The sequence below is a fragment of the Streptomyces sp. JNUCC 64 genome (genome assembly GCF_054484115.1).
Genome location: NZ_CM137015.1, coordinates 6580792 through 6601939 on the forward strand (window position 1 = coordinate 6580792; position 21148 = coordinate 6601939).

A 21148-nucleotide genomic window follows, 5' to 3' on the forward strand; every position below is an offset into this window, starting at 1 on the left:
GGGGCGGGTCCTGGGTCCACGCTGTCGGGCACGGGACCCGCGCCGGCCGCCGAGCGTCCCCGGCCCGTCCCGGTCCGTCGCCCGGCGACCGGCCCAAGCCGTGGCCGGACGGCCCGCTGACGCCCGGGCCGGAGCTATGCCGCCGCCCCTGCCGAAGCTCTCCGCCGACCCCGTTGGAACCCCCGCCGACCACCCCTCCGGCCACCTGGCCGGAACCCCGGCTGTCGGTGCCCGCCAGTAGGGTGTGAGACATGGCAGACCCCTCCAGCTACCGCCCCAAGCCGGGACAGATCCCCGACTCGCCGGGGGTCTACAAGTTCCGCGACGAGCACCGCCGGGTGATCTACGTCGGCAAGGCCAAGAGCCTGCGCCAGCGGCTCGCGAACTACTTCCAGGACCTCGCGGGCCTGCATCCGCGCACCCGCACGATGGTCACCACGGCCGCGTCCGTGGAGTGGACGGTGGTGTCGACGGAGGTCGAGGCCCTCCAGCTGGAGTACTCCTGGATCAAGGAGTTCGACCCCCGTTTCAACGTCAAGTACCGCGACGACAAGAGCTATCCGTACCTCGCGGTGACGATGAACGAGGAGTTCCCCCGGGTCCAGGTGATGCGCGGTCAGAAGCGCAAGGGAGTGCGCTACTTCGGCCCCTACGGCCACGCCTGGGCCATCCGCGACACCGTGGACCTGCTGCTGCGGGTCTTCCCCGTGCGGACCTGCTCGGCGGGCGTCTTCCGCAACGCCGCCCGCACCGGCCGCCCCTGCCTCCTCGGCTACATCGGCAAGTGCTCAGCGCCCTGCGTCGGCCGGGTCGACGCCGAGGAGCACCGCGAACTCGCCGAGGAGTTCTGCGACTTCATGGCGGGCCGCACGGGCACCTATCTGCGCCGTCTGGAGGGACGGATGCGGGACGCCGCCGAGGAGATGGAGTACGAGCGGGCCGCCCGGCTCCGGGACGACATCGAGGCGCTGCGCACCGCCATGGAGAAGAGCGCCGTGGTCCTCGCGGACGCCACCGACGCCGACCTCATCGCCCTCGCCGAGGACGAGCTGGAGGCGGCCGTGCAGATCTTCCACGTACGCGGCGGCCGGGTGCGCGGCCAGCGCGGCTGGGTCACCGACAAGGTCGAGGCCGTCACCACGGGCGACCTCGTGGAGCACGCCCTCCAGCAGCTCTACGGGGAGGAGAGCGGCGACGCGGTCCCCAAGGAGGTGCTGGTCCCCGCGCTGCCGGAGCCGTCCGCCCCCCTCCAGGAGTGGCTGACCGGACGCCGGGGCGCGCAGGTCTCCCTGCGGGTGCCCCAGCGGGGCGACAAGAAGGCCCTCATGGAGACCGTGGCCCGCAACGCCCAGCAGTCCCTGGTGCTGCACAAGACGAAGCGCGCCTCCGACCTCACCACCCGCTCCCGCGCGCTGGAGGAGATCGCCGCCGCCCTCGACCTGGACAGCGCCCCGCTGCGCATCGAGTGCTACGACGTCTCGCACTTCCAGGGGGACGACGTCGTCGCCTCCATGGTCGTCTTCGAGGACGGCCTGGCCCGCAAGAGCGAGTACCGCCGCTTCCAGATCAAGGGCCGGGCGGGGGACACCCACCTCTGGCACGGCCAGGGGCAGGACGACGTCCGCTCGATGCACGAGGTGATCACCCGCCGCTTCCGCCGCTATCTGGCCGAGAAGGAGCGCACCGGGGAGTGGACCACCGGGGACGCCCCGGAGGAGCCCCCCGCCGTCCCCGGTCCGACGACCGGTGACGCGTCGGCCCCCGCCCCCTCGTCGGCCCCCGCCCCCACGGGCACCGACCCCACCGCTCTCGCCCCGGCCGCCCCCGCCCCGACCGCCGACGCGGACGACGACGGCGCCCCCGTCGGTCCCACCGACGACAACGGCCGCCCCCGGCGGTTCGCCTACCCCCCGCAGCTGGTGGTGGTCGACGGCGGACAGCCCCAGGTCGCCGCCGCCCGCCGGGCCCTCGACGAGCTGGGCATCGACGACATCGCCGTCTGCGGCCTCGCCAAGCGGCTGGAGGAGGTCTGGCTGCCCGGCGAGGACGACCCCGTGGTCCTGCCGCGCACCAGCGAGGGCCTCTACCTGCTCCAACGGGTCCGTGACGAGGCCCACCGGTTCGCGATCACCTATCAGCGCGCCAAACGCGCCAAACGCCTGCGCACGAGCCCCCTGGACGACGTGCCCGGACTGGGCGAGGCGCGCAAGCAGGCCCTGATCAAGCACTTCGGTTCGGTCAAGAGGCTCCGGTCGGCCACAATCGACGAGATCCGCGAGGTGCCCGGCATAGGCCGCAAGACGGCCGAAGCCATCGTGGTGGCCTTCGCGAACGCGGCTCCGGCCGCGCCCGCCGTGAACACGGCGACCGGAGAGATCATTGAAGACGGGGAGCCCGTGTCCACGGGCGCCCCGGAGAACCGACGGGGGCAGGAACATGACTGAACGATCAGCAGACGGCGGACCCGCCGGGCGCGCGGCGCGCGGCACCGGCGATACGGGCGCCGCGCCGGGGCCGGACGCCCCGGACGCGGCCGTGCGGCACGAGGGCGGACAGGATGCGCGAACGGAACCGGACGGCGACGGAGCACGGGAGGGCGCGGGCGTGACCATCGACGCCACGGGCGTTCCGGACGCGGCCATCCCGGAACTGGTGATCATCTCCGGGATGTCCGGCGCGGGCCGCTCCACTGCCGCGAAGTGCCTGGAGGACCTCGGCTGGTTCGTGGTCGACAACCTGCCGCCCGCGCTGATCCCCACCATGGTCGAGCTGGGCGCCCGCTCCCAGGGCAACGTCGCCCGGATCGCGGTCGTCGTGGACGTCCGGGGCCGTCGCTTCTTCGACAACCTCCGCGAGTCCCTGGCCGACCTGGACGCCAAGCACGTCACCCGGCGCGTCGTCTTCCTGGAGTCCTCCGACGAGGCCCTGGTGCGCCGCTTCGAGTCCGTCCGCCGGCCGCACCCCCTCCAGGGGGACGGCCGGATCGTCGACGGCATCGCCGCCGAGCGGGAGCTGCTGCGCGAGCTGCGCGGCGACGCGGACCTGGTGATCGACACCTCCAGCCTCAACGTCCACGAACTGCGCGCCAAGATGGACGCCCGGTTCGCGGGGGAGGACGAGCCGGAGCTGCGGGCCACGGTGATGTCGTTCGGCTTCAAGTACGGGCTGCCCGTGGACGCCGACCTCGTCGTGGACATGCGCTTCCTGCCCAACCCGCACTGGGTGCCCGAGCTGCGCCCCTTCACCGGACTCAACGAGGAGGTCTCGGGCTACATCTTCAACCAGCCCGGCGCCAAGGAGTTCCTCGACCGCTACGCCGAACTGCTCCGGCTCGTCGCCGCGGGCTACCGCCGCGAGGGCAAGCGCTACGTGACCATCGCCGTGGGCTGTACGGGCGGCAAGCACCGTTCCGTGGCCATGTCGGAGAAGCTCGCCGCCCGGCTGGCCGCCGAGGGCGTGGAGACCGTCGTCGTGCACCGGGACATGGGCCGCGAATGACGACGCGTTCACTCCGGCTGCGCCGGACCGGCCGCGCCACCCCCCTCCGTCCGGGTGAAAAGCCGGTACGGGTCCGCCGTCGGGGCGCCCAGCCCAAGGTCGTCGCCCTCGGCGGCGGCATGGGGCTGTCCGCCTCCCTCGCCGGGCTGCGCCGGATCACCGGCGACCTCACGGCCGTGGTCACCGTCGCCGACGACGGCGGCTCCAGCGGGCGGCTCCGCGACGAGCTGGGCGTCCTGCCCCCCGGCGATCTGCGCAAGGCGCTGGCCGCGCTCTGCGGGGACGACGACTGGGGGCAGACCTGGGCCCGGGTCATCCAGCACCGCTTCCACTCGGCGGGCGAGATGCACGGGCACGCCGTCGGCAACCTGCTGATCGTCGCCCTGTGGGAGCAGCTCGGCGACCACGTCCTGGCCCTGGACCTGGTCGGCAAGCTGCTGGGCGCGCACGGCCGGGTGCTGCCCATGTCGGCGGTGCCCCTGGAGCTGGAGGCCCTGGTCAAGGGGCACGACCCGGCGCGCCCTGAGGACGTGGACACGGTCCGCGGCCAGGCCACGGTCGCCCTCACCCCGGGCGAGGTCCAGTCGGTGCACCTGGTGCCCCACGACCCGCCCGCCGTCCCGGAGGCGGTGGGTGCCGTGCTGGACGCCGACTGGGTGGTCCTGGGGCCGGGCTCCTGGTTCTCCTCGGTCATACCGCACCTGCTGGTCCCCGAACTGCGGGACGCCCTCGTCGAGACCAAGGCGCGCCGGGTGCTCGCCCTGAACCTGGCTCCCCAGCCCGGGGAAACCGAGGGCTTCTCCCCGCAGCGTCATTTGGAGGTTTTGGGACGACACGCGCCTAAACTCGCCCTGGACGTGGTGCTCGCCGACGAGGCGGCCGTGCCCGACCGCGATTCCCTCGCCGAAGCCGCACAGGGCTTCGGCGCCGCGGTCGAGCTGGCCCCGGTGGCCCGGACCGACGGCACCCCGAGGCACGATCCGGAGCTGTTGGCCGCCGCGTACGACCGTATTTTTCGGATGCATGGAAGGATCGGCCCATGGCGATGACCGCAGCGGTGAAGGACGAGATCTCCCGGCTCCCCGTCACCCGGACCTGCTGCAGGAAGGCGGAGGTCTCGTCGATCCTGCGGTTCGCGGGCGGGCTGCACCTGGTCAGCGGACGCATCGTGATCGAGGCGGAGCTGGACACGGGGGTCGCGGCGCGCCGTCTGAAGCGGGACATCCTGGAGATCTTCGGCCATGGCTCGGAGCTGATCGTGATGGCCCCCGGCGGGCTGCGCCGGGGCTCCCGGTTCGTGGTCCGGGTGGTGGCGGGCGGCGATCAGCTGGCCCGGCAGACGGGCCTGGTGGACGGCCGTGGCCGCCCCATCCGGGGACTGCCGCCGCAGGTGGTCTCGGGGGCCACCTGCGACGCGGAGGCGGCCTGGCGCGGGGCGTTCCTCGCCCACGGCTCGCTCACCGAGCCGGGACGTTCCTCCTCGCTGGAGGTCACCTGCCCGGGACCGGAGGCGGCGCTCGCGCTGGTCGGGGCGGCCCGACGGCTCCAGATCGCCGCGAAGGCCCGTGAGGTGCGCGGGGTGGACCGGGTCGTCGTCCGGGACGGGGACGCCATCGGGGCGTTGCTGACCCGGCTGGGCGCGCACGACTCGGTGCTCGCCTGGGAGGAGCGGCGGATGCGGCGCGAGGTGCGGGCCACCGCCAACCGCCTCGCCAACTTCGACGACGCCAATCTGCGCCGTTCGGCCCGGGCCGCGGTGGCGGCGGGGGCCCGGGTCCAGCGGGCCCTGGAGATCCTCGGCGAGGAGGTGCCCGAGCACCTCGCGGCGGCCGGCCGGCTGCGGATGGAGCACAAGCAGGCGTCGCTGGAGGAGCTGGGCGCGCTCGCCGATCCGCCGCTGACCAAGGACGCGGTGGCCGGGCGCATCCGGCGGCTGCTGGCGATGGCCGACAAGCGGGCCTCGGACCTCGGCATCCCCGGGACCGAGTCCAATCTGACCGAGGAGATGGCGGACAACCTGGTCGGCTGATCCCGGCCCCGCCCGCGTCACCGGAGCGGTGCCCCCGGCCCCGCCTGCGTCACCGCTCCCGTCCCCCTCCTGGTACCCGTCCCGTCCCACGCACCGGGTGCCGGACACCCGTCCACGGCCCCCGCGCCCCCACCCGGGCGCGGGGGCCGTGCCGTGCGCCCGGGACGGCCCGTCCGGCCGTGCCCTACCGGGCACCACGGCCGGATACAGGACACGGGTGACCGAAAACCGTACATTGACATGATCATGAAGACCCATGAGCCTTGCGGCCACATACGTGCAGGACCACCGCAAGGGGGACTGATGAGACGAAGAGCGAGAGCGATCCTCGCGACCGGCGCACTGCTGCTCGGCGGGCTCACCGCCGCACCCCTCGCCCAGGCCGGGGCGCCCGCCGCCCGGGAGGCCGAGGACGCCGTCAAGGTCTTCGAGGCCGACGTCACCCGGGAGCAGATACCCCTGCTCCTGGAAGCCGGCCAGGACGCCCATGAACTCGCCGAACGCCCGCCCGCCCGGGGTACCGCCCGGGTCGAGCTGTACCTGACCGACGCCCAGGCCCGGGCCCTGGAACGGCGGGGCGTGGACGTCACCGAACGGAAGCTCTCCGCCGCGGCCGGGAAACGGGTCGCCGCCGCCGGGGACGGGGTGTTCCGCCCCTACGGCGGGCCCGGCGGCCTCAAGGAGGAGATCGTCCGCACCGGGCAGGCGCACCCCGACCTCACCAAGGTCGTGTCCCTCGGCAAGTCCCTGGGCGGCCAGGACATCCTCGCCGTCAAGGTCAGCAAGAACGCCCGCACGGTCGAGGACGGCGCGAAACCGGCCACCCTCTACCTCTCCAACCAGCACGCCCGGGAGTGGATCACCCCGGAGATGACCCGGCGGCTGCTCCACCACTACCTCGACAACTACCGCACCGACGCCCGGATCAAGAAGATCGTGGACACCACCGAACTGTGGTTCGTCCTCTCCGCCAACCCCGACGGCTACGACCACACCCACGCCGCCGACGGCGAGCGCCAGTGGCGCAAGAACCTGCGGGACGTCGACGGCGACGGACGGATCACCACCGGCGACGGCGTCGACCTCAACCGCAACTTCGCCTACAAGTGGGGCTACGACGACGAGGGTTCCTCGCCCGCGCCGACCTCGGAGACCTACCGGGGCGCGAGCCCCATGTCCGAGCCCGAGACCCGGGTCCTCGACCGCTTCCAGAAGCGGATCGGCTTCGAGTACGGCGTCAACTACCACTCCGCCGCCGAGCTGATCCTCTACGGCGTGGGCTGGCAGGTCGCCACCGACACCCCCGACGACGTGCTCTACAAGGCGCTCGCCGGGACCCCCGAGAAGCCCGCGGTACCGGGCTACCGGCCCCAGGTGGCCTCCGAGCTGTACACCACCAACGGCGAGGCCGACGGCCACGCGGGCAACGTCAACGGCATCGCGATGTTCACCCCCGAGATGAGCACCTGCCAGACCATCTCCGCGCGCTACCCCGACGACCCCTGGCTGCCCGGGGACTGCGCCTCCGTGTTCACCTTCCCCGACGACGAGAAGCTGATCGAGGAGGAGTTCCGGGCCAACGTGCCCTTCGCCCTCGCGGTCGCGGAGACCGCCGCCCACCCCGACCGGCCGGTCTCGGTCACCGGGATCGAGGCCCCCGACTTCACCGCCAACGCCTTCGACACCTCCTACGCGCGCGGCGGCGACCAGGAGGTCTCCGTCACGGCCCGCAAGTCCGTCCGGGACAAGGAGCTCAGGTACCGGATCAACGGCGGCCGGGTCCAGGACGAGGACCTGCGCGCCTGGAAGGGCGGCGAGACCTACGGCGGCGAGGACAACCTCCACTTCGACGAGTACCGCGCCGAGGTCGAGGACACCCGTCCCGGCGACCGGGTCGAGGTGTGGTTCACCGGCCGCACCAAGGAGGGCCGGGTCACCAGCGAACCCTTCTCGTACACCGTCGCCGAGCGCCCGCGCGCCTCGGTCCTGGTGGTCGCGGAGGAAGGCGCGCCCGCCCAGCGGACGGCGGACTACGTGGCCGCGCTCAAGGCCAACGGCAAGGACGCGGCCGTCTGGGACGTCGCCTCACGCGGCGCGCCGCACCCCCTGGGCGTCCTGTCCCACTTCCCCGTGGTCGTCCACTACACGGGCGCCCAGACGCCTTCCGGGCCCACCCAGCTCGCGCTGCGCGCCCACCTCAACGAGGGCGGCAAGCTGATCGAGGCCGGGGAGCGGGCGGGCGGCAACGTCCGGATCGGCCGCGCCGTCTCCAACGACTTCGCCCAGTACTACCTCGGCGCCTACGAACGGCTCGCCGCGCCGGGCGTCACCTCGTTCGCCGGTGAGGGGAAGCTCGCCGGGGCGGACGCCGGGCTCGGGGACGCCCCGGGCAACCCGCTGGACGCCGCGGGCCGCTACACCGTCACCTCCGACACCCTGCCCCCCGACCGCTTCCCGCACTTCCGCTCCGCCTCCGGCGGCAACCACCCCGGGCTCGTCAACCCGTACGCGCCCCACCGGGGCCAGGGCATGGCCTCGGCCCGCCACGACGACCGCGACTGGAAGCGCCTCACCCGCACGGTCGACCTCACCGGGGTCACCGCCGCCGACGCCCCCCGGCTGCGCACGGCGCTCAGCTGGAACGTCGAGAACGGCTACGACCACGCCGTCCTGGAGGCCCGTACGGCGGGCGGCGGGGACTGGACCACGCTCCCGGACCAGGGCGGCGCCAGCACCTCGCGGGTGCCCGTCGAGTGCGAGGCCGGGTACCTGCTGAGGGGCCACCCGTTCCTGCGGCACTACCTGACGCTCGACCCCGCCTCCGGCGCCTGCGCGGCGACCGGGACCACCGGCGCGTGGAACAGCTTCACCGGTTCCTCCGACGGCTGGCGGCAGGTCTCCTTCGACCTCGCCCCCTACGCGGGGAAGAAGGTCGAACTGTCGCTCTCCTACGTCACCGACCCGGGCAGCGGCGGTCGCGGCGTCTTCGCCGACGAGACCGAACTGGTCGTCGGCGGCCAGGTGCGGGACACCGAGGGCTTCGAGACCTCCCTCGGCGCCTGGACCGCCGCCCCCGGCCCCGAGGGCAGCGCCCCCGTCAGCGGGGACTGGGCCCGCACCGGGGAGCTGTACCGCGCGTACGCGGCCGTCACCACGCGTGACAGCGTGCTCCTCGGCTTCGGCTTCGAGCACGTCCGGGACGCCGCCGAGCGGGCCCGGCTGATGGGCCGGGCGCTGGCCGCCCTGCGGCGCTGACCGGGCGCCCGGCGGACCCCGGGGTGCCCCGAACGGCCCTGGACACGTCCGCCGGGCCCTGGTAAAGGCCTGTGGGGCCCGCCGTGGCCCCGGCCACCGCGCGGTGGCGCGCACCGCCCACCTGGGGGTACGCGCCACCGCGCGGCTTTAGGGCATCTCGGTGTCACCCCCGGCTGCCCGGGGGGGTAGGGTCGGAGGTGGTCGGGGACATCCCATACAACTTGCCGGGCGTCGCACCCCGGCGCACCAACGAGGAGATCGGTTCGTGACGATCCGCGTAGGCATCAACGGCTTTGGCCGCATCGGTCGTAACTACTTCCGCGCGCTGCTGGAGCAGGGTGCAGACATCGAGATCGTGGCTGTCAACGACCTGGGTGACACCGCGACCACCGCTCACCTGCTGAAGTACGACACCATCCTGGGCCGTCTGAAGGCCGAGGTGTCGCACACCGCCGACACGATCACCGTCGGTGACCACACCATCAAGGTGCTCTCCGAGCGCAACCCGGCGGACATCCCCTGGGGCGAGCTGGGCGTCGACATCGTCATCGAGTCGACCGGCATCTTCACCAAGAAGGCCGACGCCGCCAAGCACCTCGCGGGCGGCGCCAAGAAGGTCCTCATCTCGGCTCCGGCCAGCGACGAGGACATCACCGTGGTGATGGGCGTCAACCAGGACGAGTACGACCCGGCGCAGCACCACGTCATCTCCAACGCCTCCTGCACCACCAACTGTGTGGCGCCGATGGCGAAGGTGCTGGACGAGAACTTCGGCATCGTCAAGGGCCTCATGACGACGGTCCACGCGTACACCAACGACCAGCGCATCCTGGACTTCCCGCACAAGGACCTGCGCCGCGCCCGCGCCGCCGCCGAGAACATCATCCCGACGACGACCGGCGCCGCCAAGGCCACCGCCCTGGTGCTGCCGCAGCTCAAGGGCAAGCTGGACGGCATCGCCATGCGCGTCCCGGTCCCCACCGGCTCCGCCACCGACCTGGTCGTCACGCTCCAGCGCGAGACCACCAAGGACGAGGTCAACGCCGCGTTCAAGAAGGCGTCCGAGGACGGCGCCCTCAAGGGCATCCTGGCGTACACCGAGGACCAGATCGTGTCCTCCGACATCGTCAGCGACCCGGCGTCCTGCGTCTTCGACTCCTCCCTGACCATGGTCCAGGAGGGGAACACCGTGAAGATCCTCGGCTGGTACGACAACGAGTGGGGCTACTCCAACCGCCTCGTGGACCTGACGGTCTTCGTCGGCGAGCAGCTCTGACCGCACCCGCCACGGCAGGCACCCCCATGTGAGTGACAGGGCCCGGACGGCGCGACGAAGCGCCGTCCGGGCCCTCTCCCATGCGCACGCCCCCGCGGACGGCCACCCCGTGCCCCCCGCGGTCCCTCGCAACAGCCCTGCGGGACCTCCTTAGGAGCCACTGAATGAAGACGATCGACGAACTCCTCGCCGAGGGTGTCGACGGCAAGCGGGTCTTCGTCCGCGCCGACCTCAACGTGCCGCTCGCGGACGGCATCATCACCGACGACGGCCGCATCCGCGCGGTCCTGCCCACCGTGAAGGCCCTCGCCGACGCGGGCGCCAAGGTCGTCGTCGCCTCCCACCTGGGCCGTCCCAAGGGCGCCCCGGACCCGGTGTTCTCCCTGCTGCCCGCCGCCGAGCGGCTCGGCGAGCTGCTCGGCGCGCCCGTCGCGTTCGCCCAGGACACCGTCGGTCCCGCCGCCCACGAGGCCGTCGACGGCCTCCAGCCGGGCCAGGTCGCGGTGCTGGAGAACCTGCGCTTCAACCCGGGGGAGACCGCCAAGGACGACGCGGAGCGCGGCGCGTTCGCCGACCGGCTCGCGGCCCTCGCGGACGTCTACGTGGGCGACGGCTTCGGCGCGGTGCACCGCAAGCACGCCTCGGTCTTCGACCTCCCCGCCCGGCTGCCGCACTACGCCGGCCACCTGATCGCCACCGAGGTCGGCGTGCTGCGCAAGCTCACCGACGACGTCAGCCGCCCCTACGCGGTCGTCCTCGGCGGCGCCAAGGTCTCCGACAAGCTCGGGGTGATCGACCACCTGCTGGAGAAGGCCGACCGCATCCTCGTCGGCGGCGGCATGGTCTACACCTTCCTCAAGGCCCAGGGCCACGAGGTGGGCGCCTCGCTGCTCCAGGAGGACCAGGTCCCGGTGGTCCGGGAGTACCTGAAGCGGGCCGCCGAGCGAGGCGTCGAGTTCGTGCTCCCGGTGGACGTGCTGGTCGCCACCGAGTTCCCCGACCTCAAGACCAAGGCCCCCGCCCACCCCACCGCGGTCGCCGCGGACGCCATCCCGGAGGGCGCGCTGGGCCTGGACATCGGACCGAAGAGCGGTGAGCTGTACGCCGCGAAGCTCGCCGACGCGGCCACCGTCTTCTGGAACGGACCCATGGGTGTCTTCGAGCACCCGGACTACGCCGAGGGCACCCGGGCGGTCGCCCAGGCCCTGATCGACTCCCCGGCCTTCTCGGTGGTCGGCGGTGGCGACTCCGCCGCCGCCGTGCGCACCCTGGGCTTCGACGAGTCGGCATTCGGACACATCTCGACCGGGGGCGGCGCCTCCCTCGAATACCTCGAGGGCAAGACGCTCCCCGGCCTCGCCGCACTGGAGAACTGAACCTGCCATGACGAACCAGACCCGTACCCCGCTGATGGCGGGCAACTGGAAGATGAACCTCAACCACCTTGAGGCCATCGCCCACGTCCAGAAGCTCGCCTTCGCGCTCGCGGACAAGGACTACGACGCCGTCGAGGTGGCCGTCCTGCCGCCCTTCACCGACCTGCGGTCGGTGCAGACCCTCGTCGACGGCGACAAGCTGAAGATCAAGTACGGCGCGCAGGACATCTCCGCGCACGACTCCGGCGCCTACACCGGCGAGATCTCCGGCCCCCTGCTCGCCAAGCTGAAGTGCTCCTACGTGGCCGTCGGCCACTCCGAGCGCCGCCAGTACCACGGCGAGACCGACGAGCTGTGCAACGCCAAGGTCAAGGCCGCCTTCAAGCACGGGATCACCCCGATCCTCTGCGTCGGCGAGGGCCTGGACGTCCGCAAGGCCGGACAGCAGGTCGAGTACACCCTCAACCAGCTCGACGGGGCCCTGAAGGACCTGCCCGCCGAGCAGGCCGAGACCATCGTGATCGCCTACGAGCCGGTGTGGGCCATCGGCACCGGCGAGGTCGCCACCCCCGAGGACGCCCAGGAGGTGTGCGGCGCGATCCGCGGCCGTCTCGCGGAGCTGTACTCCAAGGAGCTGGCCGAGAAGGTCCGCATCCAGTACGGCGGGTCCGTGAAGTCCGGGAACGTCGCCGCGATCATGGCGCAGCCCGACGTGGACGGCGCCCTGGTGGGCGGCGCCGCGCTGGACGCCGACGAGTTCGTCAAGATCGTCCGCTTCGAGCAGGCGTGAGTAGGCGCTAGCGGCGATCCGTCGTACCCTTGCGGGGGCCGGTGGCGGGAAGTGAGCGGGACGTGTGGCACGTGGGCACCGTGAGGTGTCCCGGGCGGGCGTCCAGCGGATCACCGGACCGTCCACGGCCCTCGCGCCGTCCGTCAAGATCCGAGGGAAGACCCCGGAAAGGGAGTTCGCTGTGGTTTTGGGGTTCTCGATCGCCGTGATCGTCTTCAGCCTGCTGCTGACGCTGCTGGTGCTGATGCACAAGGGCAAGGGCGGCGGTCTCTCCGACATGTTCGGCGGCGGCATGCAGTCGTCCGTCGGCGGCTCCTCGGTCGCCGAGCGCAACCTCGACCGCATCACCATCGTGGTCGGGCTGCTCTGGTTCGCCTGCATCGTCGCCCTCGCGATCATGATGAAGCTCGACAGCTGAGCTTCGTCGCCGTCGCACCAACGTCGAGCCCCATGACGGGTCCGCGCCCCCCGGCGCGGCCTATCATGGGGCTTGCGTCTAGGGGTGGGGTGTAACTCCAGTCACTGGACGCGCGTTGGGCCTTACGTAGACTGAGGCGCTCGCGGCGAAGCGTTACGCCGACTCGCTTCGCGGCACCATCACGCAGGGAGTTACGACCGTGGCAAGTGGCAACGCGATCCGGGGAAGCCGGGTCGGGGCGGGGCCGATGGGCGAGGCCGAGCGCGGTGAGTCCGCGCCGCGACTGCGCATCTCCTTCTGGTGCTCGAACGGGCACGAGACACAGCCCAGCTTCGCCAGCGACGCACAGGTCCCCGATAGCTGGGACTGCCCCCGCTGCGGCTTTCCCGCTGGTCAGGACCGGGACAACCCCCCGGCCCCACCACGGACCGAGCCGTACAAGACCCACCTCGCCTATGTGCGGGAGCGGCGTAGCGACGCGGACGGCGAGGCGATCCTCGCCGAGGCGCTGGCGAAACTGCGCGGCGAGATCTGACGCACGACCAACGGGCCGGACACCCACGCGGGGTGTCCGGCCCTCGGCGTCTCCCGCCCCTCCGCACCCGGGTGTTCCTCCCCTTCCACCCGCGCCCCACCCACCCCGCGCGACCCCGCCGACCCGCCCGTGACACCCCGTCCGTCAACCGCGTGATGACCGATGCCCCCACCGAACGGCCGGACCGCCGGGGCGCCGTCCCGGCGGAGCCCGCCGGGACGGCGCCCACGGCGTTCCCGACCGGCGTTGTCAGTGGCGGGGGATACCGTGCGGAGGGAGTGATCACCGGAAGTGACGGGGGCGGGGCCGTGACGGCGGACGGGGACGGCGGATCCACGGCGGCACGCTGGCGGGGCGGCTTCGGACGGCTGTGGGCCGCCGCCGTGCTCTCCCGCTTCGGGGACGCCCTGCGCACCGCCGCGCTCCCCCTGCTCGCGGCCACCCTCACCGACGACCCCCTGCTCATCGCCGCCGTCACCGCCTGCGGCTATCTGCCCTGGCTGGTCCTCGGCCCGTTCGCCGGAGCCCTCGCCGACCGGGTGGACCAGCGCCGCGCCATGGTCCTCGTGGACCTCCTCCGGGCGCTGCTGGTCGGCGCGTTCGCCGTCGCCGTCGCGCTGGGCCACGCCTCCGTCGGACTGCTCATCGCCCTGGCCCTCGCCCTCACCACCCTCCAGACCCTCTTCGACAACGCGGCCACCGCCCTGCTGCCCACGCTCCTCCCGGCGGACGCCCTCGCCAGCGCCAACGCCCGTCTCATGACGGGCCAGCAGATCGCGGGCGGACTGCTGGCCGCGCCCCTGGTGCCCCTTCTGCTGGCCGTGGGCGCCGCCGCGCCCTACGCCGCCGACGCCCTCACCTATCTGCTCGCCGCCGTCCTGCTGGCCACCCTGCGCGTCCCCCGCGCCGAACGGCCGCCCCGGCCCCCGGGCGCCACCCTGCGGGCCGAGACCGCCGACGGACTGCGGCTGCTGTGGCGGGACGCGGTGCTGCGCCCGCTGTCCCGCGCCACCGCGCTCACCAACCTCGGCATGGGCGCCCTGATCGCCACCCTGGTGCTCCTGGTCACCGACGGGCTCCAGGCGGGCGACGGCGGCTACGCGGCGGCGCTCACCGGGTACGCCGCCGGAAGCGTCGCCGCCGGGTTCGCCGCCCGCCGGATCGGCGAACGGCTCGGCCTGGTCCGCGCCCTGCCGCTCGCCGCCGCCGCGCAGACCGCCGCGCTGACGGCGGCGGCCACCGCCCCGGGCACCGCCGTCCTCGTCGCGTCCCTCGCCGCCCTCGGGTTCCTGGGCATGGTCTGGAACGTCAACCAGGCCACCCTGCTCCAACTCCGCGTCCCCGTCGGTTCGCTCGGCCGGGTGAGCGCCGCGTTCCGCACCCTGGGCATCGGCGCCGCCCCGCTCGGCGCGCTGCTCGGCGGGGCCGCCGTCGCCCTCTGGGGGCCGCGCGCGCCCGCCCTGGCCGCCGCCCTCGTCTTCGCCCTCGCGGCCCTCGTCCTGGTGGCACCGGCCCGCCGCGACCGGGCCCCCGCCGCGCGGCGGACCGCCACGGAGGCACCGTCACCCGCCGACCGGCGGACGGCCGTCCGTCCCCAGGGCTGATCAACTAGGTTGGAGGACGCCAGCGGCAAGGCACGCGCATCAGGCGACGCAGAGAGAAGGACGAAGTCCGAGATGAATGCAGAAGGCCGTACCCGGCTCAACCAGACGCCCGAGTGGACCGCCCTGGTCAAGCACCGGGAGGAACAGGGCGGGACACCGCTGCGCGACCTGTTCGCGGCGGACCCGGACCGTGCCACCGGCTACGCCCTCCAGGTCGGTGACCTGTACGTCGACTACTCCAAGCACCTGGTCACCGACGAGACGCTCCGGCTGCTGCGCGAACTCGCCGCGGCGAGCGGGGTGTACGCCCTGCGGGACGCCATGTTCCGCGGCGAGCGGATCAACACCACCGAGGACCGCGCGGTCCTGCACACCGCGCTGCGCGCCCCCCGGGACGCCGTGATCGAGGTGGACGGGCACGACGTCGTCCCCGAGGTGCACGCGGTCCTGGACCGGATGGGCGCCTTCGCCGACCGGGTCCGCTCGGGGGAGTGGACCGGCCACACCGGGGCCCGGATCAGGAACGTCGTCAACATCGGCATCGGCGGCTCCGACCTCGGCCCCGCCATGGCCTTCGAGGCGCTGCGCGCCTACACCGACCGCGGCCTCACCCTGCGCTTCGTGTCCAACGTCGACGGCGCCGATCTGCACGAGGCGGTCCGCGACCTGGACCCGGCCGAGACGCTGTTCGTCGTGGCGTCCAAGACCTTCACCACCATCGAGACCCTCACCAACGCCACCTCGGCCCGCGACTGGCTGCTCACCGGGCTGGGAGCCGGTCCGGAGGCCGTGGCCCGGCACTTCGTGGCCCTGTCGACCAACGCCGGGAAGGTCGCCGGCTTCGGCATCGACACCGCCAACATGTTCGAGTTCTGGGACTGGGTCGGGGGCCGCTACTCCTTCGACTCGGCCATCGGACTGTCGCTGATGATCGCGATCGGACCGGAGCGGTTCCGGGAGCTGCTCGACGGCTTCCACACCGTGGACGAGCACTTCCGCACCGCGCCGCCCGAGCGGAACGTCCCGCTGCTCCTCGGCCTCCTCGGGATCTGGTACGGCAACTTCCACGACGCCCAGTCGCACGCGGTGCTGCCGTACTCCCACTACCTGTCCCGGTTCACGGCCTACCTCCAGCAGCTCGACATGGAGTCCAACGGGAAGTCCGTCGACCGCGAGGGCGTCCCGGTGGACTGGCGGACCGGACCCGTGGTGTGGGGGACGCCGGGCACCAACGGGCAGCACGCCTACTACCAGCTGATCCACCAGGGCACCCTGCTGGTCCCGGCGGACTTCATCGGCTTCGCCCGGCCGGTCGCGGACCTCCACCCGGGGCTGGCCGCCCAGCACGACCTGCTGATGGCCAACTTCTTCGCCCAGACCCAGGCCCTCGCCTTCGGCAAGACGCCCGAGGAGGTCCGCGCCGAAGGGGTCCCCGAGGAGCTGGTCCCGCACAAGACCTTCCGGGGCGGCCACCCGACGACCACCATCCTGGCCGACGAGCTGACGCCGTCGGTGCTCGGTCAGCTGATCGCCCTCTACGAGCACAAGGTGTTCGTCCAGGGCGCGGTGTGGAACATCGACTCGTTCGACCAGTGGGGCGTCGAACTGGGCAAGGTGCTCGCCAAGCGCGTCGAACCCGCGCTCACCGAGGGCGCCGAGGTCCCCGGCCTGGACCCGTCCAGCAAGGCCCTGGTGGCCCGGTACCGCGAACTGCGCGGCCGCTGACACGACGGTGCCGGGCCCCCGTCCTTCCGGGGCCCGGCACCGTCACCGCACGTCCGTCACGGGAAGGCTCCCGTGACGGCCGGACCACGCCTCAGGGCGCGGCGGGCGGGTGGAGCCCGCCCGGCAGCCGGGAGGCCGCCGCGGCGTCCAGCAGCCAGAGGGTCCGCGCCCGGCCCCGGGCCCCGGCCGCCGGGGCCCGGACCTCGTCCGCCCCGGACAGGGCGATGGCGACGGCCTCCGCCTTGTCCTCGCCCGCGGCCAGCAGCCACACCTCACGGGCGGCGCGGATCGCGGGCAGGGTGAGGGAGATCCGGGTCGGCGGCGGCTTGGGCGCGTCGTGGACGCCCACCACCGTCCGCCCGGTCTCCCGGACGCCCGGCAGCCCGGGGAAGAGCGAGGCCACATGGGTGTCCGGGCCGACCCCCAGCATCAGGACGTCGAAGGACGGCACCGGGCCGTGGTCCCCGGGTCCCGCCGCGGCGGCCAGTTCGGCGGCGTACGCGGCCGCGGCCGGGTCCGCCCCGTCCCCGGCCGGGCCGTCCGAGGCGGGCATGGGACGCACCCGCTCCGGGTCGAGCGGCACCGCGTCCAGCAGCGCCGCGCGGGCCTGGGTGACGTTCCGCTCGGGGTCGCCCTCGGGCAGGAACCGCTCGTCGCCCCACCACAGGTCGAGCCGGGACCAGTCGACGGCGTCCCGGGCGGGCGCCTCGGCCAGCGCGGCGAGCACGCCGTTGCCGTTGCGTCCGCCGGTCAGCACCACCGAGGCGGAGCCCCGCGCGGCCTGGGCGTCCACGATCGTGGTGATCAGCCGGGCCGCGGTGGCCCGCGCCATCAGTTCCTTGTCCCGGTGGACCACCAGCTGGGGTGTGCTCACGCGCGTGCCTTCCGGACCGTGGACGCCTTCTTGGCGGGCTTGGCGGCGGCCACGGCGTTCTCCGTCCCGGCCTTCTCCCCGTCGGACGCTCCGGGAGCCTCCGCGGGGACGGCCGCCGGAGCGGTGTCCGGGGCGGTGTCCGGGGCGGCCGGGGTCCCCGGCGCACCGGTGACCGGGTCCGCCAGCCGGTCCACGCCGAACCGCAGCGCGGAGGCGTAGGTGTCGTCCGGGTCGAGGCGCCGCAGCTCCTCCGCGATCAGCTCGCAGGTCTCCCGGCGCTTCAGCGCCACCGCGCGGTCCGGCTGACCCGCGATCGACAGCGTGGCCAGCGAACCGTCCGGGCGGTCCAGCCCGATCGGCCCGCAGTCCGTCTGGAGCCGCACCGCGGTGAGGCCGGGGCCGCTGGACACGGTCCGGGTCACCGGGGTGCCCAGCCGCTGCGCGAGCCACATCCCCAGCAGTTCCACACTGGGGTTGAACTCCTCGCCCTCGACCTCCACGGCCGTGACCGTGCAGGCGACCTGGTCCAGCGCGGCGGCCAGCATCGACCGCCAGGGCGTGATCCGGGTCCAGGACAGGTCCGTGTCCCCGGGGGAGTACGTCTCGGCGCGGGCCGTCAGCTCCTCCACCGGGAGTTCGGCGGAGTACGCGTCGGTGATCCGCCGCTGGGCGAGCGCGCCCAGCGGGTCCCGCGCCGGGTCGACCGGCGCGTTCACCGGCCACCACACGACGACCGGGGCGTCCGGCAGCAGCAGCGGCAGGACCACCGACTGCGCGTGCTCCACCACCTCGCCGTAGAGCCGCAGGACGACCGTCTCGCCGGTACCGGCCTCGCCGCCGACCCGGACCTCGGCGTCCAGCCGGGAGTTGGTGCGGTCACGCGGGGAGCGCGACACCCGGCGGATGACCACCAGGGTCCGCGAGGGGTGCTCGCGGGACGCCTCGCTGGCCGCCTTCAGCGCGTCGTAGGCGTTCTCCTCGTCGGTGACGATGACCAGGGTGAGCACCATGCCGACGGCGGGGGAGCCGATGGCGCGGCGTCCCTCGACCATCGCCTTGTTGATCCGGCTGGCCGTGGTGTCCGTGAGGTCGATGTTCATGGCCGACGCCAGCTCCGTCCGTCTCGTGCGAGCATTTCGTCCGCCTCGGCGGGGCCCCAGGTGCCCGACGCGTACTGCGCGGGCTCCCCGTGGGCGTCCCAGTACTGTTCGACCGGGTCGAGGATCCGCCAGGACAGCTCGACCTCTTCTGTGCGGGGGAAGAGGTTGGAGTCGCCGAGCAGGACGTCCAGGATCAGCCGTTCGTACGCCTCCGGGCTGGACTCCGTGAAGGACTCGCCGTACGCGAAGTCCATGGACACGTCCCGGACCTCCATCGAGGTGCCCGGCACCTTGGAGCCGAAGCGCACGGTGACGCCCTCGTCCGGCTGGACCCGGATGACCAGGGCGTTCTGCCCCAGTTCCTCGGTCGCGGTGTGGTCGAAGGGGGAGTGCGGGGCGCGCTGGAAGACCACGGCGATCTCCGTGACCCGGCGGCCGAGGCGCTTGCCGGTGCGCAGGTAGAAGGGGACCCCCGCCCAGCGGCGGTTGTCGATCCCCAGCTTCACCGCCGCGTAGGTGTCGGTCCTCGACCGGCTGTCGATCCCGTCTTCCTGGAGGTAGCCGATGACCTTCTCGCCGCCCTGCCAGCCCGCCGCGTACTGCGCGCGGACGGTGCTGGTGCCCAGGTCGGCGGGGAGCCGTACGGCGCCCAGCACCTTGGTCTTCTCGGCGGCCAGCGCGTCCGCGTCGAAGGAGGCGGGCTCCTCCATCGCGGTGAGCGCGAGCAGCTGGAGCAGATGGTTCTGGATGACGTCCCGGGCGGCGCCGATGCCGTCGTAGTACCCGGCGCGGCCGCCGATCCCGATGTCCTCGGCCATGGTGATCTGCACGTGGTCGACGTACGACCGGTTCCAGATCGGCTCGAACAGGGTGTTGGCGAAGCGGAGCGCCAGGATGTTCTGGACGGTCTCCTTGCCCAGGTAGTGGTCGATCCGGAACACCTGGTCCGGGGCGAACACCTCGTGGACGATCGCGTTGAGTTCCTTCGCGGACGCCAGGTCGTGCCCGAACGGCTTCTCGATGACCGCGCGGCGCCAGGAACCGCCCTCCTGGTCCGCCAGCCCGTGCTTCTTGAGCTGCTTGACGACCAGCGGGAAGAACTTCGGCGGGACGGACAGGTAGAAGGCGAAGTTGCCGCCGGTCCCCTGGGCCTTGTCCAGATCGGTGATCGTGGCGCGCAGCTGCTCGAACGCCTTGTCGTCGTCGAAGTCGCCCTGGACGAAGCGCATGCCCTGGATCAGCTGCTGCCAGACCTCCTCCCGGAAGGGGGTGCGGGCGTGTTCCTTGACGGCGTCGTGGACCTCCTGGGCGAAGTCCTCGTTCTGCCATTCCCGGCGGGCGAACCCGACCAGGGAGAAGCCCGGCGGCAGCAGACCCCGGTTGGCGAGGTCGTAGACGGCGGGCATCAGCTTCTTGCGGGACAGGTCGCCCGTGACGCCGAAGATCACCAGGCCCGACGGCCCCGCGATGCGCGGGAGCCGTCGGTCCGCGGCGTCACGAAGCGGATTGGCTCCGTGGACGGATGTCAAGGTTCTCAGCCCTCCGAGGGGGCGAGGCGCTTCAGCTCCGCCTCGGTCGACGCCAGCAGGTCGTTCCAGGCCGCCTCGAACTTCTCGACGCCCTCGTCCTCCAGCAGGTTCACCACGTCGTCGTACGAGATGCCGAGCTTCTCCACGGCGTCCAGTTCGGCGCGGGAGGTCTCGTACGTTCCGGTGATGGTGTCGCCGGTGATGACCCCGTGGTCGGCGGTGGCCTCCAGGGTCCCCTCCGGCATGGTGTTCACGGTGCCCGGGGCGACCAGCTCGTCGACGTACAGGGTGTCCTTGTACGCCGGGTCCTTGACGCCCGTCGAGGCCCACAGGGGGCGCTGCTTGTGGGCGCCCGCCTTGTCCAGGGCCAGCCAGCGCTCGGAGGAGAAGACCTCCTCGTACGCCTGGTAGGCGAGCCGCGCGTTGGCCAGTCCGGCCTTGCCCCGGGCGGCCTTCGCCTCGGGGGTGCCGAGGACGTCCAGCCGCTTGTCGATCTCGGCGTCCACCCGGGACACGAAGAACGACGCCACCGAGCGGATCTCGGAGAGGTCCAGCCCTGCGGCCTTGGCCTTCTCCAGACCGGCCAGGTAGGCGTCCATGACCGCGCGGTAGCGCTCCAGGGAGAAGATCAGCGTGACGTTGACGCTGATGCCGAGGCCGATGACCTCGGTGATCGCGGGCAGGCCCGCCTCGGTCGCCGGGATCTTGATCAGGGTGTTCGGCCGGTCCACCAGCCACGCCAGCTGCTTGGCCTCGGCGATGGTCGCCCGGGTCTCGTGCGCCAGCCGCGGGTCCACCTCGATCGACACCCGGCCGTCCTGGCCGCCCGTCGAGTCGAACAGCGGGCGCAGCACGTCGGCCGCGTCCCGGACGTCCGCCGTGGTGATCATGCGGACGGCCTCGTCGACCGTCAGCTTGCGGGCCGCGAGGTCGGCGAGCTGCGCCTCGTAGCCGTCACCGCCGGAGATGGCCTTCTGGAAGATGGACGGGTTGGTCGTGACGCCCACGACGTGCTGCTGGTCGATCAGCTCCGCCAGGTTGCCGGACGTGATGCGCTTGCGGGACAGGTCGTCCAGCCAGATCGCGACGCCTTCGTCGGAGAGGCGCTTGAGTGCGTCTGTCATGGGAAATGCAACTCC

The 21148-nt window shown here is 72.8% G+C and carries 16 protein-coding genes; 12 read left to right on the top strand and 4 right to left on the bottom strand.

The window, feature by feature from the left end; translation table 11 throughout:
• The first annotated feature begins 251 nt into the window (after window positions 1–251).
• The 12 genes from uvrC (at window position 252) to pgi (ending at window position 16506) form a co-directional block, all read left to right on the top strand.
• Window positions 252–2444: an excinuclease ABC subunit UvrC gene (uvrC, locus tag ACVWNX_RS27115; RefSeq protein WP_454410729.1), complete on the top strand. Its 2193-nt coding sequence runs from the start codon at window positions 252–254 to the stop codon at window positions 2442–2444.
• Window positions 2437–3498, top strand: coding sequence for an RNase adapter RapZ (gene rapZ / locus ACVWNX_RS27120; protein ID WP_454410731.1), 1062 nt, complete (start codon window positions 2437–2439; stop codon window positions 3496–3498). The genes uvrC and rapZ overlap by 8 nt, the downstream gene beginning before the upstream one ends.
• A complete protein-coding gene (locus ACVWNX_RS27125) occupies window positions 3495–4547 on the top strand; it encodes a gluconeogenesis factor YvcK family protein (RefSeq protein ID WP_454410733.1) in 1053 nt (350 codons plus the stop codon). The genes rapZ and ACVWNX_RS27125 overlap by 4 nt, the downstream gene beginning before the upstream one ends.
• Entirely contained in the window at window positions 4538–5527 is a 990-nt protein-coding gene (whiA, locus tag ACVWNX_RS27130) for a DNA-binding protein WhiA (RefSeq protein WP_454410735.1), read from the top strand. Before ACVWNX_RS27125 ends, whiA begins: the two co-directional genes overlap by 10 nt.
• A 303-nt stretch (window positions 5528–5830) precedes the next feature.
• Window positions 5831–8782: a M14 family metallopeptidase gene (locus ACVWNX_RS27135; RefSeq protein ID WP_454410736.1), complete on the top strand. Its 2952-nt coding sequence runs from the start codon at window positions 5831–5833 to the stop codon at window positions 8780–8782.
• Between the two features lie 265 nt (window positions 8783–9047).
• Window positions 9048–10058: a type I glyceraldehyde-3-phosphate dehydrogenase gene (gene gap, locus ACVWNX_RS27140; RefSeq protein WP_454410738.1), complete on the top strand. Its 1011-nt coding sequence runs from the start codon at window positions 9048–9050 to the stop codon at window positions 10056–10058.
• Window positions 10059–10222: 164 nt separating this feature from the next.
• Window positions 10223–11434, top strand: a complete 1212-nt coding sequence (locus tag ACVWNX_RS27145; protein ID WP_454410740.1) for a phosphoglycerate kinase — start codon at window positions 10223–10225, stop codon at window positions 11432–11434.
• Between the two features lie 7 nt (window positions 11435–11441).
• Window positions 11442–12224: a triose-phosphate isomerase gene (gene tpiA, locus ACVWNX_RS27150; protein WP_454410742.1), complete on the top strand. Its 783-nt coding sequence runs from the start codon at window positions 11442–11444 to the stop codon at window positions 12222–12224.
• Between the two features lie 181 nt (window positions 12225–12405).
• Window positions 12406–12642 (top strand): preprotein translocase subunit SecG, encoded by a 237-nt coding sequence (gene secG / locus ACVWNX_RS27155; RefSeq protein WP_454414960.1) that lies wholly within the window; start codon window positions 12406–12408, stop codon window positions 12640–12642.
• A 199-nt stretch (window positions 12643–12841) separates the two neighbouring features.
• Window positions 12842–13177, top strand: coding sequence for an RNA polymerase-binding protein RbpA (locus ACVWNX_RS27160; protein WP_173263245.1), 336 nt, complete (start codon window positions 12842–12844; stop codon window positions 13175–13177).
• Window positions 13178–13458: 281 nt separating this feature from the next.
• Complete coding sequence (locus tag ACVWNX_RS27165) at window positions 13459–14781, top strand: MFS transporter (RefSeq protein ID WP_454414961.1); 1323 nt, start codon at window positions 13459–13461, stop codon at window positions 14779–14781.
• Between the two features lie 72 nt (window positions 14782–14853).
• Window positions 14854–16506, top strand: a complete 1653-nt coding sequence (gene pgi / locus ACVWNX_RS27170) for a glucose-6-phosphate isomerase (RefSeq protein WP_454410745.1) — start codon at window positions 14854–14856, stop codon at window positions 16504–16506.
• A 91-nt stretch (window positions 16507–16597) separates the two neighbouring features.
• Here pgi and pgl read toward each other — a convergent pair whose 3' ends face one another.
• From pgl to tal, 4 genes are read right to left on the bottom strand one after another with little or no spacing between them, the layout of a single operon-like run.
• Entirely contained in the window at window positions 16598–17380 is a 783-nt protein-coding gene (gene pgl / locus ACVWNX_RS27175; RefSeq protein WP_454410747.1) for a 6-phosphogluconolactonase, read from the bottom strand.
• Entirely contained in the window at window positions 17377–18480 is a 1104-nt protein-coding gene (gene opcA, locus ACVWNX_RS27180) for a glucose-6-phosphate dehydrogenase assembly protein OpcA (protein WP_454410749.1), read from the bottom strand. The genes pgl and opcA overlap by 4 nt, the downstream gene beginning before the upstream one ends.
• Window positions 18477–20009: a glucose-6-phosphate dehydrogenase gene (gene zwf / locus ACVWNX_RS27185; RefSeq protein ID WP_454410751.1), complete on the bottom strand. Its 1533-nt coding sequence runs from the start codon at window positions 20007–20009 to the stop codon at window positions 18477–18479. The genes opcA and zwf overlap by 4 nt, the downstream gene beginning before the upstream one ends.
• Before the next feature lie 5 nt (window positions 20010–20014).
• Window positions 20015–21133: a transaldolase gene (gene tal / locus ACVWNX_RS27190; protein ID WP_454410753.1), complete on the bottom strand. Its 1119-nt coding sequence runs from the start codon at window positions 21131–21133 to the stop codon at window positions 20015–20017.
• Window positions 21134–21148: the final 15 nt, after the last annotated feature.